The sequence below is a fragment of the Pseudomonas imperatae genome, assembly GCF_057128625.1.
The window spans coordinates 103,611-117,881 of sequence record NZ_JBSKHP010000010.1 but is presented as its reverse complement, the minus strand read 5'-3'; the positions used below and the strand labels follow the sequence as shown (position 1 = coordinate 117,881).

Annotated in this window: 15 protein-coding genes and 1 pseudogene; 9 read left to right on the top strand and 7 right to left on the bottom strand. The window is 51.7% G+C overall.

The genetic code is table 11. From position 1 onward, the window contains the following. Positions 1–46: 46 nt before the first annotated feature. Positions 47–1,209 (bottom strand): IS3 family transposase gene (locus ACWKWX_RS14745; RefSeq protein ID WP_483828178.1). Its coding sequence is split into 2 segments (ribosomal slippage): positions 47–954 and positions 954–1,209, totalling 1,164 coding nucleotides; the frame shifts between segments, so codons are not numbered across the junction. 549 nt (positions 1,210–1,758) lie between these two features. On the opposite strand from ACWKWX_RS14745, the gene ACWKWX_RS14740 reads away from it, so the two are divergent. From ACWKWX_RS14740 to ACWKWX_RS14720, 5 genes are all read left to right on the top strand, one after another. Beyond that, on the top strand, positions 1,759–2,235 hold the full coding sequence (locus tag ACWKWX_RS14740) for a hypothetical protein (RefSeq protein ID WP_483828177.1): 477 nt from the start codon (positions 1,759–1,761) through the stop codon (positions 2,233–2,235). A gap of 292 nt (positions 2,236–2,527) precedes the next feature. Beyond that, the gene (locus tag ACWKWX_RS14735; RefSeq protein ID WP_483828176.1) at positions 2,528–4,054 is read left to right on the top strand and encodes an AAA family ATPase; all 1,527 of its coding nucleotides are present in this window, start codon (positions 2,528–2,530) and stop codon (positions 4,052–4,054) included. After that, positions 4,051–4,716 carry an HNH endonuclease gene (locus tag ACWKWX_RS14730; protein WP_483828175.1) on the top strand — a complete coding sequence of 222 codons (666 nt, stop codon included), beginning with the start codon at positions 4,051–4,053 and terminating at the stop codon, positions 4,714–4,716. The genes ACWKWX_RS14735 and ACWKWX_RS14730 overlap by 4 nt, the downstream gene beginning before the upstream one ends. Positions 4,717–4,900: 184 nt before the next feature. Further along, on the top strand, positions 4,901–5,146 hold the full coding sequence (locus ACWKWX_RS14725) for a hypothetical protein (protein WP_483828174.1): 246 nt from the start codon (positions 4,901–4,903) through the stop codon (positions 5,144–5,146). A 643-nt stretch (positions 5,147–5,789) separates the two neighbouring features. Further along, positions 5,790–7,298, top strand: coding sequence for a hypothetical protein (locus tag ACWKWX_RS14720; protein ID WP_483828173.1), 1,509 nt, complete (start codon positions 5,790–5,792; stop codon positions 7,296–7,298). A 606-nt stretch (positions 7,299–7,904) separates the two neighbouring features. Here ACWKWX_RS14720 and ACWKWX_RS14715 read toward each other — a convergent pair. After that, positions 7,905–8,240 (bottom strand): DJ-1/PfpI family protein, encoded by a 336-nt coding sequence (locus ACWKWX_RS14715; RefSeq protein ID WP_483828172.1) that lies wholly within the window; start codon positions 8,238–8,240, stop codon positions 7,905–7,907. A gap of 36 nt (positions 8,241–8,276) precedes the next feature. Here ACWKWX_RS14715 and ACWKWX_RS14710 point away from each other — a divergent pair, with 36 nt between their 5' ends. Continuing rightward, positions 8,277–9,038 (top strand): hypothetical protein, encoded by a 762-nt coding sequence (locus ACWKWX_RS14710; protein ID WP_483828171.1) that lies wholly within the window; start codon positions 8,277–8,279, stop codon positions 9,036–9,038. A 41-nt stretch (positions 9,039–9,079) separates the two neighbouring features. Here the strand turns inward: ACWKWX_RS14710 and ACWKWX_RS14705 are convergent, their stop codons facing one another. Next, positions 9,080–9,604, bottom strand: a complete 525-nt coding sequence (locus ACWKWX_RS14705; protein WP_483828222.1) for an oxidoreductase — start codon at positions 9,602–9,604, stop codon at positions 9,080–9,082. A 195-nt stretch (positions 9,605–9,799) separates the two neighbouring features. On the opposite strand from ACWKWX_RS14705, the gene ACWKWX_RS14700 reads away from it, so the two are divergent. The 3 genes and pseudogenes from ACWKWX_RS14700 (at position 9,800) to ACWKWX_RS14690 (ending at position 11,751) form a co-directional block, all read left to right on the top strand. After that, the gene (locus tag ACWKWX_RS14700) at positions 9,800–10,786 is read left to right on the top strand and encodes a hypothetical protein (protein ID WP_483828170.1); all 987 of its coding nucleotides are present in this window, start codon (positions 9,800–9,802) and stop codon (positions 10,784–10,786) included. 132 nt (positions 10,787–10,918) lie between these two features. Beyond that, positions 10,919–11,053: pseudogene (locus ACWKWX_RS14695) on the top strand (site-specific integrase); the annotation flags it as partial. Positions 11,054–11,121: 68 nt separating this feature from the next. After that, positions 11,122–11,751, top strand: a complete 630-nt coding sequence (locus ACWKWX_RS14690) for a hypothetical protein (RefSeq protein ID WP_483828169.1) — start codon at positions 11,122–11,124, stop codon at positions 11,749–11,751. A 162-nt stretch (positions 11,752–11,913) separates the two neighbouring features. Here the strand turns inward: ACWKWX_RS14690 and ACWKWX_RS14685 are convergent, their stop codons facing one another. The 4 genes from ACWKWX_RS14685 to ACWKWX_RS14670 form a co-directional block, all read right to left on the bottom strand. Beyond that, entirely contained in the window at positions 11,914–12,162 is a 249-nt protein-coding gene (locus tag ACWKWX_RS14685; protein ID WP_483828168.1) for a CsbD family protein, read from the bottom strand. A 701-nt stretch (positions 12,163–12,863) separates the two neighbouring features. Next, positions 12,864–13,253 carry a hypothetical protein gene (locus ACWKWX_RS14680; RefSeq protein WP_483828167.1) on the bottom strand — a complete coding sequence of 130 codons (390 nt, stop codon included), beginning with the start codon at positions 13,251–13,253 and terminating at the stop codon, positions 12,864–12,866. Beyond that, on the bottom strand, positions 13,246–13,725 hold the full coding sequence (locus ACWKWX_RS14675) for a hypothetical protein (RefSeq protein WP_483828166.1): 480 nt from the start codon (positions 13,723–13,725) through the stop codon (positions 13,246–13,248). Before ACWKWX_RS14675 ends, ACWKWX_RS14680 begins: the two co-directional genes overlap by 8 nt. A 108-nt stretch (positions 13,726–13,833) precedes the next feature. Next, positions 13,834–14,229 (bottom strand): DUF6957 family protein, encoded by a 396-nt coding sequence (locus ACWKWX_RS14670; protein ID WP_483828165.1) that lies wholly within the window; start codon positions 14,227–14,229, stop codon positions 13,834–13,836. Positions 14,230–14,271: the final 42 nt, after the last annotated feature.

Below are 14,271 nucleotides of genomic sequence, written 5' to 3'. Positions count from 1 at the left end.
CCCAGACTGTGGAAACCGACGTAATCAACGACTGCAGTTGTAGTGGTCAACTGATCCCGGACACTGCGTTAAGTTTTTCCTCGGCAACGGCAGGCGCTAATCCTTCGTTGAATTGATGCGGTCGCCGCCAGTTGTACCGTTCCATCAGAAAACGACCGATATCTTGTTTAGCCAACGCGGCGCTCATGTAGCCCACCGTCGGTATCCATTCAGTTTTCAGGCTGCGAAATAGCCGCTCCATTGGCGCGTTGTCATGGCAGTTACCACGCCGACTCATGCTCTGTGTGAAACGGTATCGCCATAGTCTCTGGCGGAAAATCCGGCTGCCGTACTGGCTGCCCTGATCGCTGTGAAACAGCACATTCTGAGGCCGGCCACGCTGCTCATAGGCCATATCCAATGCCTTGATAACCAGGTCAGCGTCAGGATTGGATGAGAACGCCCAGCCTACGACCCGGCGCGCATAAAGATCGATGACCGCTGCCAGATAGTGCCATCGGCCTTCGGCCCAAACGTACGTAATGTCACCGCACCAGACCTTGTCGGGGGACACCACGCTGAACTCTCGATCAAGCACGTTCAGGATATCAGGTCGCTCAACGGTGGCCTTTTTATAGGCATGGGAGCCCGGTTGTTTGCTGATCAGGTTCATCTCGCGCATCAACTTACGTACCTTGAATCGCCCGATTTGCATGCCGTCTTCTTTCATCATCAGCATGATGCTTCGACTGCCCGCAGCGCTTCGGCTTTGGGTAAACAGTTCGTTCACACGGCTGCGCAAAACCACCCGTTCGGCGTCAGGGGATCGGCGTTTTCGACAGTACGCGTAGTAGCAAGATCGGGTGACTTCAAATACCGAGCACAACAGATCAACCGGCTCCTCGGAGCGAAGCTGATCGACTAACGCGAGCGCTCGTGCTCCTCGGCCATCAAGAGCGCGGTAGCCTTTTTTAGGATCGACTTTTCCCGTTCCAGACGATTGATTCGGGCTTCCAGTTCTTGGATTTTTTGCTGCTCAGGTGTTAACGCCTTGCTAGTCGGGGTGACACCGCCACGCTCCTGCTGGAGCTGGCTGACCCACCGACGCAATGCTGATTCAACTAGCCCGAGCGACCGGGCTGCCTCAATGTGGCTGTAGCCTTGGTCAAGCACCAGGCTGGCGGCTTCACGTTTGAATTCGGGGGTAAAGGTACGTCGTTGCTTGGTCATCAGACACCTCTCTATGGCGAGCATTCTCGCCTAAATGGGTGTCCGGTTTCATTAGACCACTACAAGTAGTCGCTATGACAGAGCCCAGCACCTCAGTGGCTCTGTTCGGATCACCCTGCCACCAGACGATCAACATCGCATCCTCTGCCTCCCTGTCGTCCTCAGGATAAGGGAGGATCAAAGTCCCGTCCCGAAGCGATCTGGCTGCACGGAAGCCGAGCATTTCCTCGGACTGATAAAGCGGGCTGAGATTCGCGATGAAACCAACGATTGGCTGTCCTGGATATGGCATGTGTGCGGCTTTCCCTTAGGCCTGCTAAATGGCGAACCAAGCTCGATGGAGCAGGTGATGAGCGCTCCCTGCTACACCTTTTTCCGCCTTGAGCGCGACATCATGTGTCGACATTGCCGACAGTTGCCATTGGCTCCGATCATGTGAATGCATTAGAAACGAATGCTTGAGGTCAAGGCACATTACGCTTTCGGGCCCGCAATTGAAGAGCTTGCTTTCTGATTAGAGAATAACGGGTACGACGAGGCGGCATTTGGATGTCCGTGGCGCTCTCAGGTGCTTCTCATTGGCAGCTGGATCCTGACCGTGTCTACTACGGTAGGGTTTTCTTCCTTAAGGCGGATGTTAATCTGATTCGGCGGGATGGCAGGTGGTCGCTCGGTGAGGACGGTGTTTGCATCATCACTTGCGAAACGAATGCAGACCGTGATCGCAGGACTGAATGGGAGTACATGACGCCCCAGCAAACCGCTGAAGGCGAGGAGCACCGTCCCAGCATTAGCATTGCGCAAGCGATGGCCAGTGGGCTTGAGGTATCCCTAGTGGATGCGGAGCTTCTGGCAGACTCGGAAGTTAAAGCGCACACCTCGAATGACGGGATGAGCCACAGCTATTGGGTGGACGTTGAGCCGTATGCCAAGGGAGCTCTGCGAGCAGATCTGTTGGCCCGGTTCGGCACGTTGGAGTTTGAGGTGGACGTCAATCCCTTCGACGACTTCCATTCTGATATGTAAGTGAACTGGGTGGCCGACTGCAGAGCCTAGCCACGGGGCAGCAACCGCTGTGCAGTCCCGAGCGTTCTTAGCGTCTCACTTCCCCCGGTAAGCTTAGAAGATTAGACATATCCACAGATGCCCAAATGGCGCTTGCATAACAATCCACTGGCGGTGCAGTAGGCAAGATGGCATATTGCCTTCTTTAGACACTATCCGTTGCTTGACGTCGATGAAATTGAGTCCTTCTCAGAGGCTCGCCCCCCACACTTGGTTTCAAGCGGCGCTCGACTATCGATAAGGATCATCATTGATGCGGTTTCAAATAGAGTCAGTCTGGGCTGATGGAAAAAGAGTTTTTCTGAGCGACAGCCAGATAAGCGAATGGACGGACAATACATTTACGATGGTCGTAGGTCAAAACGCTGCCGGCAAGAGTCGGCTATTGAGAAAAATTGTTAGCACCTATGTATTCGCAAGGCAGGATATATCTTATTCTGAAGCGTTGACGTCTCATTTCATTAGCTCACCTGAAGAATCCTTGAGATATACAGCGACACTGAATGAACACCTAAAGGCATCTTATAAAACCCAAGATTATCTAAAAAGCCTTCCAAACCCTTCAGAATCGTATAATTCGCCTCGCCAGAGACCTTCAAGGGAAGTTGCAGAGACTTCAAGCCTCTATTTCGTTCCACAAAAATTTGGCCAATCAATAAACAACCACAACGACGATGATGTACAGCTATCTACAGGGTCTGCTGTTTGCCCCACACATGTCATCGCAGTATCAACAGGACGCCATGACCGATTCCCGAGTTCGAGCCAATCGAAGAAAAAGCCTAGTGGGGTTAAGTACAGCTATATCGGATCAGATCGACCAAATGGAAGCAGCGTACCAAGCAGCCTCTCTTCACTAATAGACGGAGTTATGAAAGGGCAGCAAAATGCATACAGGCTATCTAAAATATTCGAATATCTTGGATTTGCTCCTTACCTAGACATAAAGATAGCTCTAGACGCAAAACAGTTCAACAAGCTATCGGACGCGGAAAAATCAGAAATACACTTTAATTGCAACCCGGAAATTATTGATTTCCTATCAGATGAATTTAGCTACCTCCCCTACGACGACGACCATCAATATAAATTTTACGACACATTGAAGCGCCAAAAGAAATCCCACCTCGAAGTTTACCTCTGGGATATAGATACGGGCATTGGAGGAAATTTACTCCGTGAGCTTTCAACATTTTTAAAAGTCGGAATCATAAAAATATACGATATAACACTACTCAAGAACAGTAACAAGTCTCGACTGCGACTTAGCCAAGCAAGCTCAGGTCAGCAATGTATGCTTACGATGATGCTGGGCATCGCTGGCTCTATTCAAAACGGCTCATTAATTTGTATTGACGAGCCGGAAATCAGTCTCCACCCGCAATGGCAAAGCAGTTTAGTTAAGCAACTTCAAGAAGTTTTTGCTGACTTTCGCGGCTGTCACTTCGTAATTGCAACGCACTCACCACAATTAGTTTCAGGACTTGTGACTGACAATGGATATGTATTAGGCCTCGAGGAAGGCAGACTTTACAAACCCTATGAGTACGCAAAGAGATCTGCGGACTTCCAACTCGCAGAGATATTTCAGTCACCAGGACAGAACAACGAATACCTATTGCGAACCGTCCTAATACTCCTCACAAAAATCGCTAAACGAGAAAATTTTAATCAGGACGATAGGGAAGCGGCAAAAAAATTATTTCAGATCCAGCTCAAAATGAGCAATACAGATCCGGTTTACCACCTGATCAGCCAGCTCGGAGCACTTTACTTATGAAGCCGATAGTCTTTGGCGTGGACGATTCCGACTACATTAAAAAGTACGATGGGACAAACCATAAGATATGGAACGAAACCACTGGGCCGATGGTTCCCCTCAGAGCGTCAATCCGGAGCCACTATCTGAAACAACAAGGCTATAAATGCGCCTATTGCCGAATGCTGAAAAGAGAAAACCATGGACTGAGCTGGGACGTGGAACACATTATTGCAAAATCAGCACATCCTAGATTTCTGTTTGAGCCAGAAAACCTTGCTCTAGCATGTAAGGAATGCAACTTAAGCAAGCTCGACCAAGACGTGCTAACTTTTGCACTCAGACCAAAAGCACTCTACCCTAGAGATAAAGAATCCTACAAAATAATACACCCTCACTACGACAAATATGAGGATCACATGGAGATCGCCAGCTTTTCAGGAAAAGTAATATACATGCCAAAAAACAAGCACAAAGGCAGGGAGACATTTATCACGTGCAACCTACTTAGGTTCTCGTATGACTATGGTGAGTGGCAAGATTTTAGTTACGCAATAACTAAGAAAGTTAGTGACTTCCTGAACAAATGCAAGCCAGACACAACCCCCCAGGAAATATCAAATTTTCTCGGCACAATAAATTTTACCATTAATCCAGACTTCGCTGAAAACCATGCGCCCTAAACATTTCCATATCTTTTAGGCATCATGACGCCGTTTCCAGAGCAAAAGACCGACCCTTTGGCCGGTTTGAGCGCTCTGTCAGGCAGGTTAGAAAAACGGATGCAGATCGTGACGTGGTGATGAATGGGAGCACACGGCGCGACAGCAGGGCGCTGAAGCCTAAGAGAACTGTCCCCGCAGTAGCATGGCGCAAGCTTTGGCGAGCGAGCTCCGGATATCCCAGGAGGACGCGGAGCTTCTGATAGACGCGAAAGTAACTGCGACCACCTCGGATGACGGAATCTACAGCTACTGGGTGGACGTTGAGCCTTATGCCGAGGGAGCGCTTCGGGCTGACCTGCTGGCCTGGTTGGGCCCTCTGGATTTCGAGCTGGACGTCAATTTCTTCGACGACGTCCATCCCGACATGAAGGAAGCTGGGGATAGCTAGCCACGGATGCTGGCCACCTTCAGCTCAGTCCACACCTTCTTCGCCATGAGAAGCTTCAACATGCAGGTAATCAGCGTAACGCAGGCGAGAAGGCGCTTCAGGCGGCTAATGAGGCTCCTGCAGGAAGGCCAAGCGCCCCAGCTCTGCTCCCACTACTCCGTCAGCCTGGGCCTGGTGGTACGACTTCAGAGCCGTAACGGCCTGGCTGTTGTACAGAGGGTCGTCAGCCAGTAACACCTTGTCGAGGTCTTTCTTCCTCCCCTCCCCCTTTTCAGAGGTGTGCGATTAGTGAGCTCGCTCAGATAGGCCTGATGATCCCGGACAACGGTGTCCAACGTCTCCTGATTCAAGAACGGTGGGCGTTGACGAGCCGTCTTGCGCTCGTAGGCATCCGAGGGGATCTCCTTCGGCTCAGGGCAAGTTTGTCGAGTCACGCCAACGGATCTCCATGAGGTCGCATGTCGTTAGGATACATTGGCCGCAGTTCTGACTCACCATCTCCCGGCGCACACCCCAAGAGAGGTCGACCGGCACGTCCCCCCCGGCGCATTGAGCCGAGCCTCCATCTGGCACTCGCCATCAGCATCATCAAAACCAGAAATATGGCACTATGCCACCCCAAGCTTTTTACATTGAGCATGTTATGGACATAGAGATGTTTCGGGATATTATGGAAGAACAGGTCAAGGAATGCTTCGGCGAAGATGCCACTTTTGCCTCTCATGAGTATGTACACCACCGAAAATTTCGGAAAGACCGCGTTGGCAACAGATTCCTAGGCGGGGGCCCGGAGGGGGTGAGTCAATTGCATGAATTGGTCAACAGGATGCTGACTGATGATGAGAGGAAAAAAGTATTCCCCGGCGTATACGACCTTGGGAATTTTCGGGAGGTTCCGGAAGAGCTCAGGAAGTATGTAAGCCTAGAAGAAGAATTACTAAATGACAACAATGGGATAGACCCGCACGAAACCTTAAAGACCATTAAAACCCGAATCGAATCACTACTTGACAGAAAGTTCTCGGAATTCTTCGAAGAAGACAAATCAAAAGCGCTTAAAGTTCTAAAAACATTTTACAGATTCCAGCGAGAGTATAAGACCTTATTTACTCTTCTAGCCCCACCCCAGAAAAGCGGAAAACCTTCGTTTGAAATTCGCGACTCATACGGCATCGACGGCTCCACTGAAGAAGTAGAGATCATTGCTGACCTCAAAGCACATCTGAGCTTTGAAATACCGCGTGAAAGACTTAAGAACATCATGTCTACGTATGGGCAGATGCGAAGCATACTGGATGGCGTAGAAGAGCTCCTTACTAATACAGCTGCGCATCAGAGCCATGGCGACGTCAGGGCCCATAGTGCTCTAGCCACGTACATTGCAGACTGCGTCAGGGAGACTTTCCACTTCCCAGAACGCCAACCTGCAAAGCTGGCACTAGATGAGCACTTGTTTACCTATATGATTCAGCTTGAGCATTACCATCACATGCAGGCCTATGCAGAGCTGCATGATGTTGTCGTGTCTATCGAGCCGCCGTTCGGCAAAGCAATGGAAGACATTGATACGCTGATGTGGAATGTTAATTATGGCAATCACCACCCACAGCTTATTTACATAAACACCAGCAGCTGCGAGAGCTTCTTCCAGGATAACCAACCTGGCTTCATTCATTTCTACTCCAGGCTATTTGGACGACTCATCGACGAACCGACTTACCAAAAAGCGATATCGCATGTCGGCAAGTTCTCAGAAATGTTTGCCCGTGCAGATCTTGATGACAAAGTATCTCTAATGCCTCTGATTGGCGCAGTCGCGTTAATACTAACAGAGCAAGCTAAAAGCACGCCATTCAAGCCATTCTGGTATGGCAGAAAGCACATTTCAGGCGGACTCTTCGAGTTCCTGAATAAGGTCGATTTTAAGCATATTAACTTTAATGCTTCAGAAGGATCACTTCGTTACTGGATGGCACGTGCAAACTACATGACATGTACCATTCTCGGTCAGCAGGAGGTTTTCAAATCGCGTCTCCTTATAACAAACTCTATTAACGAAGGTATTACGCGCATCCTCGACACTCGTGACTTAGATCTACTGGACGAAAAACTCTCTCTTTTCGTTTCTACCAACGGAGGAACGGCCCGATAACCGCTGAGTAGAACCCGCCTGAGCAGCCTCAGGCGGGTTGCTGGTTAAGGATTATGACGGTCGTAGTAGTCAAGTAGCGCGAGGCCCGCACGGAGCACTCGAGATACATCGACCACCAGACGCCAAGCAGATCGAATGAATTCTCTCATTCTGCTCACCGTTTTAGCGGCGCTCTCCCTGTACAACCGTCGTTGCCATGTACAAGGTCGCAGTCATCCTGGGATGATGCGCTGAACGCTTTGGCCATTAGGCCGACGCCGGAAGTGATTCCGGGGCCCCCCAAACCCCATGGGGACGGCGGACGATGCGAAGGTCGAAATCACCCTCAACAGTCTCCACCAAGCAGGTCATCTGGGATGACGTCTGCGTGGGGGAGATTGTCGATCTTGAGCTCGTCCATCTGTAGGGGACTAGAATTAATCGACCTCTCGACGGCTTCTCTTAGTTTGCCGAATCGTACTCAACTCATTGAGTTTAATTGAAGCTCAAGGATCAGGACGCCATCCAGGCTCATCCCGATCCACTGGGGACATCAGCCCTTAGTGAGACCGGCGAGTGCTTCAGCCTTCTTTGAAAAGTCAGCCACCAAATCGATCATGGCCTTCTTCACGTTTGGTGGAGCGGTTTCATTGACCCCGCGTTGAAAGGTGGCTCAGGGTCGTACTCACTCATCAGCTGGGTGCACTCGGCATAGATCTGGCCACGCAACTCGGCAACCATACTTAGGCCGAAATCCAGCCCTGCCGTGCCCCCTGCTCCGGTGATCCTATTCCGATAACGAACCACCCGCGTATCTGTGGGAACCGCTCCGAACCTGGCCAAGGCTTCTCGGCATGACCAGTGCGAGGTCGCTTTGTAGCCTTTCAGCAAGCCTGCAGCCCCCGGGATCTTCGTCAAGCCATGATCATGGCCACAGCTTGACCAGTTGTAAGGGGAGATCACACACTCGTGCCTCCCCCTCCAGCTGTGATGGACAACATGCTTCGACTGGTTGGCAGCGCCCTCGACATCAAAATGGCCATTAACGGTTTCAGCCAGGCCTACCACCAGGACTTCGCCAACGTGCAGCCCATTGCACGTCGATACCTCAACGCACCACCGGGCGGCGCCAATGCAGCACTACTCGCCCAGGCGCTATTCACAGCGCTGCGCAACTGGGGCGCATGCAAACGCAGAAGCCCAACCCTTCGCCCCCTCCCTCAAATCGAAAGCGCCCTGAAGGACAGACGGCTACATGGCCGCCTGCTCAAACTGAGCCAGCAAAGCCTTGCGGCATTCAGTCTCGATCAGCAGGGGCGTCGCCTTCTGGCCACCAACGCGCCACTCAATGAAGTTGGAGCCTTCGACAAGGAGATTCTGAGGATCCTGAACACGCTGGCGCACGTGTTGTTTATCAACAACACCAGCATCACTTACCCCATGAAGGCGCTGCTTCTGATCACTGGGCTGATGCCGGCACTGGATAGCCAGGTAAGAGGTGGTCTAACCCGTGCAGGAAAAGCGGGTTTCACCGGACAACAGCTACTCCCTGCAAACACGCAGCAAGCCGCAGGCCGTCGGATCTGCGAGCTCCCGTTCTACCTGGGGCACTGCTGGAGCTTGAACCAGGAGGTGTTCATGGAAGGAATTTTGGGCAGCGATCACGAGGATCTGCGAGATGTACCAGGCAGGGTTTTCGACATCCTGCTGTTCATGCAGAACCGGCCAGATCGGGAACTGATCTTGGCCTTTTCAAAATAGTGAGGGGATGGCGATAGCCGCCACTCCCTCCCCCATCCGAGTTACGACTGCAGCGTTGGGTATTCGGTGTAAACCTTGTCGTCACCGTCGAAGAAGATAATGCGGCCAGCTTCATTGAGAGGCGCGTCAGCGTTCAGTCGTGCCACGAAGTCAGGGTTGGCCAGTACCATTTGCGCATAGGCTTCGAGATCAGCAAGCCCAGCTTCGACATCACTCCCGACAGCCTCGCGAGGACGACCTGGACGATTCAGGATGATCGTCCGCGACCACAGTGCACGGATGTCAGCCAGCAGCTCCTCATCACCCTGATGCATCACGTGCAGGTAATTCAGCCCCAGGTCATTCAGCTGGGAGACGAGGTGGCGGTACAACGCCGGCCCTTCTTTCCCCTCTTCGATACCCCAGAGATTTGTGCCTAGAGAGAGGCGGATCGCAGTGCGATCTGCGCCAATCTCTTCCACCACAGCCTTGGCCACTTCGATGGCAAACCGAGCACGATTTTCAATAGAGCCGCCGTACTCGTCGGTGCGCGCATTCGAGCTCGGAACGAAGAACTGCTGAACCAGGTAATCGTTCGTAATTTATCTGCCAACGCAACAACGCTTGTGCCGACCAGCGAGAGTGAAGAGCTGCCTCATCACGCATTACTCGATGTCAGGATTATCGCCGGCATGTTCTCGCCAGTGTCCCGCAGGAACGGGTTATCCTGATCAGAAGCACGGATCTACAAACTGGACTGAGCTAACGGGTGGGGGCGACGTATGAAATGGAAGGCACGCACGACGGAGCAAGTCGGGGAACTCATCTGCGGGGACAACACAGAGGGATATTTCCACTACCTCACTGGCCCAAACCTGACTCGCTTTTTCCGGGATGCAGATACCGAGTTTGTCCATGACGGCTCAACGCGCCGTTTCTGGGTCGCGGATGTTCTGCAGAAAATCCTGGATCTACCAAGCTCAAATCCGCTGATGCCGCCTGACGCCATGCTCCGAGTGATCCGCCTTCTCATGGATAGTGAGGATGCCTTCAATGAAAAGCCACCTCGCTTGAACGCGCTCAAGGCACTGAACTCGGCTATCAAACGAGAGGGCTTCGAAGCGTTCTATGGAGAGGACGATCAGTGCTATCTGCGTCACTGCAGCACCGGCACAGTCGGGAACGAACCAACGAACCCTCACCGTCCTCTCTCTGCCGTAGAAATTGAAAAGAAGAACCAGCTGCTTGCCTACCTTGATCAGTGCTCGGAAGATGAGCTGATCGAGCAGGTTTTGCTTCCACTGTTCCGGCAATTGGGTTTTGCTCGGATCACCTCTGCCGGGCACAAAGACAAAGCCTTAGAGTACGGGAAAGATATCTGGATGAAGTTCACGCTTCCTACCCAGCACGTCATCTACTTCGGCATCCAAGTGAAGAAAGGGAAACTGGACTCCTCTGGGATTACGAAGACTGGGCAAGCCAACGTCGCAGAAATTCACAACCAGGTGCTAATGATGTTGGGGCACGAGATTTTCGATTCAGAGCTCAATAGACGAGTTCTTGTCGACCACGCTTTTATCGTAGCTGGCGGAGAAATCACCAAGGCCGCACGCAACTGGCTTGGTGGCAAGCTCGACCAGTCTAAGCGCAGTCAGATCCTATTCATGGACAGGGAGGACATCGTGAACCTTTTTGTGGTGTCGCCCTTGACCGTGCCCCTGGTGCCGAGAAAGCCATCTACTCGCTTCGATGAGCCGATACCGTTCTAGCCCGTAGCTTTTTAGAAACTGTAACCATAAAAAGCGAAGCCATTGATTTAGCTTCGCTTTTTTATTGTTCACAGTTTTACGCGGGGTAAGAGCTACATTTGTTAAACATGTACATTTTCAAGGTTTAGAAAAATGGCCCTCATTCCCTATGCGGTAAAGACTGTGGTGATCAGTTCCGGTGAGCGCCCGCCGGTTCTGGTTGCATCGGCCACGGGAGCTCGCCAATTCGAGCCTTCCGTTTACGTGCTCAGCGAGATCCGGGCTTCCGTACTCGCACGCGCGGGATAAAAATATTTCTCCATGCATTTAAAGAAAAAATGGCTCGAGGCCTTGTTATGTTTGTTGACTATTTACTGTCTAAGTTTTTTTTAACGATTCTGTTGCTTTTGCTGCTTCTCGTTTTGTATTGGTTTTTGAGAAGATTTCTAGTTGTCTTTCTATTATTTGTGATCGGAATAGTAGTTATTTTTGTACCTGATCAGATAGCTATGGGGCGGTGGGACGAGCTTTGCAGGACTGACGGTGGTTTGAGAGTATATGAGACGCATGCAGTGGATGGATTTTATTTTCAAGGCGGGGGGATTGAAGATGCAACTGCTTATTTGAAAAGAGGATACAAATATATTGAATTTGATTCCGGAAAATTCTTTCCGCCTGGTTCCGTAGCAACGCTCAGTGCCGAAAAAAAGGATGTCTCATACAGTGAGGGAAAGGTACTTAGCAAGTATAAATACAGCCTGATTTATTACACAATAAATGATGAGTTGTCAGCCTCCGAGACGAGGGTCGCTGAGGTTGAAAGTGGGAAGATCATTGCCCTTATAAAAACTTTGTATTTTTTTGGGGGGCCAGTTTATCGAGCGATGAAAGGGGGGCGACGTGCAAAAAGTTCTGACTATGTGAATGTTTGCCCTAGAGGCCCACAGATAGATAGCCTGGTCAATAGTGTAATACCGCCAAAATAGTCAAATACGAAGCCGTCTAGATATTTCTGCCTGAGTATCGAAGTAAAAAATCGTTTCGCATGACGAGAAGAAGCTTTGATTTAGCTGTGGCAGTTCCTGGTGTCATTCAACGTCCAGGTTCTGCCACGTCCGAGTATGGCGAGGCTTTCAGGCCCCTTCGGATCAGCGGCGAAGGAGACGGTTTAGCACCAGCAGCGCCACAGCACCAATCGCAATCGCTGCAACTGGTTTCTCTTTAACGAACGTAGATACACTGTCCAGTGCATCACCATAGGTTTGAGTCAGTTGACCGGATGCCTGACGCCCAGCACCTTCAGCCTCAACCTTCGAATCCCCCAACAATTTCCCAACCGCGCTCTGCGCTTTGCCAGCCACCTTTTCTACAGCACCTTCAACTTGTTCGCTCTTCATGATTCACCAGACCTTTGTGTGCACTGCTTGAATGGACAACTCAGGGTGAGCCTGAGCTAGTAGGCTATCAGCAAGGCTTTAGGTGGATGGGGGTCAGAATTAGTTCAAAGTTGATGGGGCTATCGAATCCCATCGCTACCGTCGTGTCTTGAGCACAGTGTGCTGATCCATGCACCGCCAACCCGCTTTCCAGGAGCTCCGCAGTGTGAGCAGGTCTTCAATGAGACCTGTACGGCGACATCGACAGCTCCACGACAGTAGGCATCCCCGCCGTCGTAGAAAAAGTGCAACTCCCCGAATTTGGATTTGATCTGCGCGACAGTGACTGGAGCGACCTCAGGATGTCGCCTCAAGTAGTCCTGAAGAACTTCACAAACCGCAATCAGAAGATTCTTCCACCCGGGGTCACAGTAGATCTCGTCGACAGCAGGGTCTGAGAACATCTGAGGGAAGCGTTCGCGGAACTCATTGATGTCAATCTCAGGCAGAGCTTCAGTGTTCGGATTCATGGTATCCAGGTTCGCAGGGACGTAAAAGCCAAGGCATCAAGCTCGCCGCACTGCTGGCAAGCGGAGCGCGCAGGCCAGGAGGGCCGGAGGCTTGAGGATGGACGCCCGTCAGGGCCAAGATCCGCCGCAGCGGAGCTTGGTTTACGACAGCCGTCCCCGAAGGGGCAAGCCCACCCAACAATTATGGTGAGGCTACTGAAGCCGCCTGGGCGTTGGGATGTACCGATCCCCTGCAATGCGCAGGAATTCACGCAAGCTTCGTCGCCCTACATCACGACGAAAGGTCGCAATGACGTACTTGGAGTTAACAGTGGTGATCACCCAGAACCGGCCCTCCTTTCTCACACACTGAATGTCCGATGTCCTAATCAACCGGCCATCCGAGAATCGCGGATCCGCCAAGGCAAGGATATGGCCAAAAACAACGCCAACGGCGCTGCACGCATGGATATGCACATTCACGAGGTACGCAGTGATCAAACCTTCGTAATCTTGGCTGACAGCCCTGGCGATGCGAAGCAGGTCGAAGTCCGAATAGCGCTTCACGTGTAAATCGACTGCGACCGTATTGATATCAGCCATGGCTACACAGCCCCGCCGGTGAAGCCATATCAGTGGTCGCAGCATTGCGCCGGTAGAACTCCTTCACGTCAGTCAGGGAGTTAACATCGAGGTCACGCTGATGCGTATTCACGTACACCTGACCGCCCTCGACCTTGATCACGCAGATCGGCACCTCAACCTGATTGAAGCCCATGGACAACGAAGTCAACTTTTCCATCTTCCAGCCTGAGTCCTTGTTCATCCAGCCTGGCGTCACAACCTGGATTTCCTGGACAACCAAGTTCTCATCCTGAGCAATGAGTAGCTCCACAAGACGGGGCTCATCGCTGACCATCTCCTCAAAGGCCACAAATCGCCCTTCATGCCGGCGCTTGAGACTGACGTGATACCAATGCGTTGCGAGGGATCGTGAAACTGCGTGAAAGTGAGCTAGTTTGTCGCCAAACATTCCCACCGGGCCAGCCTGGTCTTGCATGTGAATCCGGAACATCGTGTATCTCTTGTAAAGGCCCGACGTGCGGCACCTGTGATTACGGTTCTGAACGTATTTCCTGAAGCTCCCGAGCGCCAAAGCCGACCGGAACAAACCAGGTGCTAATCAGAAAATGGAAAATATCGCCTGGATGGAAGACGACTTTCGGCGGCCCGGGCCAAGCAATACGTAAACCGAGTTCCGTGTGGCAAACAGAAAACCTTCCTTGAAGGCGGTGCCCATGCTTGAACGCACCCAGTGGCCGGGCTCAAATCTTCTCTGATCGTCATGCACCACCTTGTGAGCAAACAGGAACATTGGCTGACAGCCAGCAGCGATTACTTTGGCTCGCTCGACGTCGGTGACTATGGCGTCAAGGATTACCCACTCTTCGACGACGCAGAGGGGGAGGTGTTTGTAATGTTCTCGAGCAGCGAAGAGCACATCCTCAAGGGGCAGTTCAGAGCCGACCAGATCAACGCCTCCCTCCCCCAGTAGCCCGTCGCTGAGTGGGCTATCCATCAAGCACATCCCCGCATTTCATTACCCATAAATTGTTAGCTT

Coding starts and splice junctions, on each gene's coding strand:
- ACWKWX_RS14720 (WP_483828173.1), top strand. CDS start 5,790: ATGGACATAGAGATGTTTCGGGATATTATGGAAGAACAGGTCAAGGAA.
- ACWKWX_RS14725 (WP_483828174.1), top strand. CDS start 4,901: ATGGCGCAAGCTTTGGCGAGCGAGCTCCGGATATCCCAGGAGGACGCG.
- ACWKWX_RS14670 (WP_483828165.1), bottom strand. CDS start 14,229: ATGGATAGCCCACTCAGCGACGGGCTACTGGGGGAGGGAGGCGTTGAT.
- ACWKWX_RS14710 (WP_483828171.1), top strand. CDS start 8,277: ATGCTTCGACTGGTTGGCAGCGCCCTCGACATCAAAATGGCCATTAAC.
- ACWKWX_RS14690 (WP_483828169.1), top strand. CDS start 11,122: ATGTTTGTTGACTATTTACTGTCTAAGTTTTTTTTAACGATTCTGTTG.
- ACWKWX_RS14675 (WP_483828166.1), bottom strand. CDS start 13,725: ATGTTCCGGATTCACATGCAAGACCAGGCTGGCCCGGTGGGAATGTTT.
- ACWKWX_RS14735 (WP_483828176.1), top strand. CDS start 2,528: ATGCGGTTTCAAATAGAGTCAGTCTGGGCTGATGGAAAAAGAGTTTTT.
- ACWKWX_RS14680 (WP_483828167.1), bottom strand. CDS start 13,253: ATGGCTGATATCAATACGGTCGCAGTCGATTTACACGTGAAGCGCTAT.
- ACWKWX_RS14685 (WP_483828168.1), bottom strand. CDS start 12,162: ATGAAGAGCGAACAAGTTGAAGGTGCTGTAGAAAAGGTGGCTGGCAAA.
- ACWKWX_RS14740 (WP_483828177.1), top strand. CDS start 1,759: ATGTCCGTGGCGCTCTCAGGTGCTTCTCATTGGCAGCTGGATCCTGAC.
- ACWKWX_RS14730 (WP_483828175.1), top strand. CDS start 4,051: ATGAAGCCGATAGTCTTTGGCGTGGACGATTCCGACTACATTAAAAAG.
- ACWKWX_RS14700 (WP_483828170.1), top strand. CDS start 9,800: ATGAAATGGAAGGCACGCACGACGGAGCAAGTCGGGGAACTCATCTGC.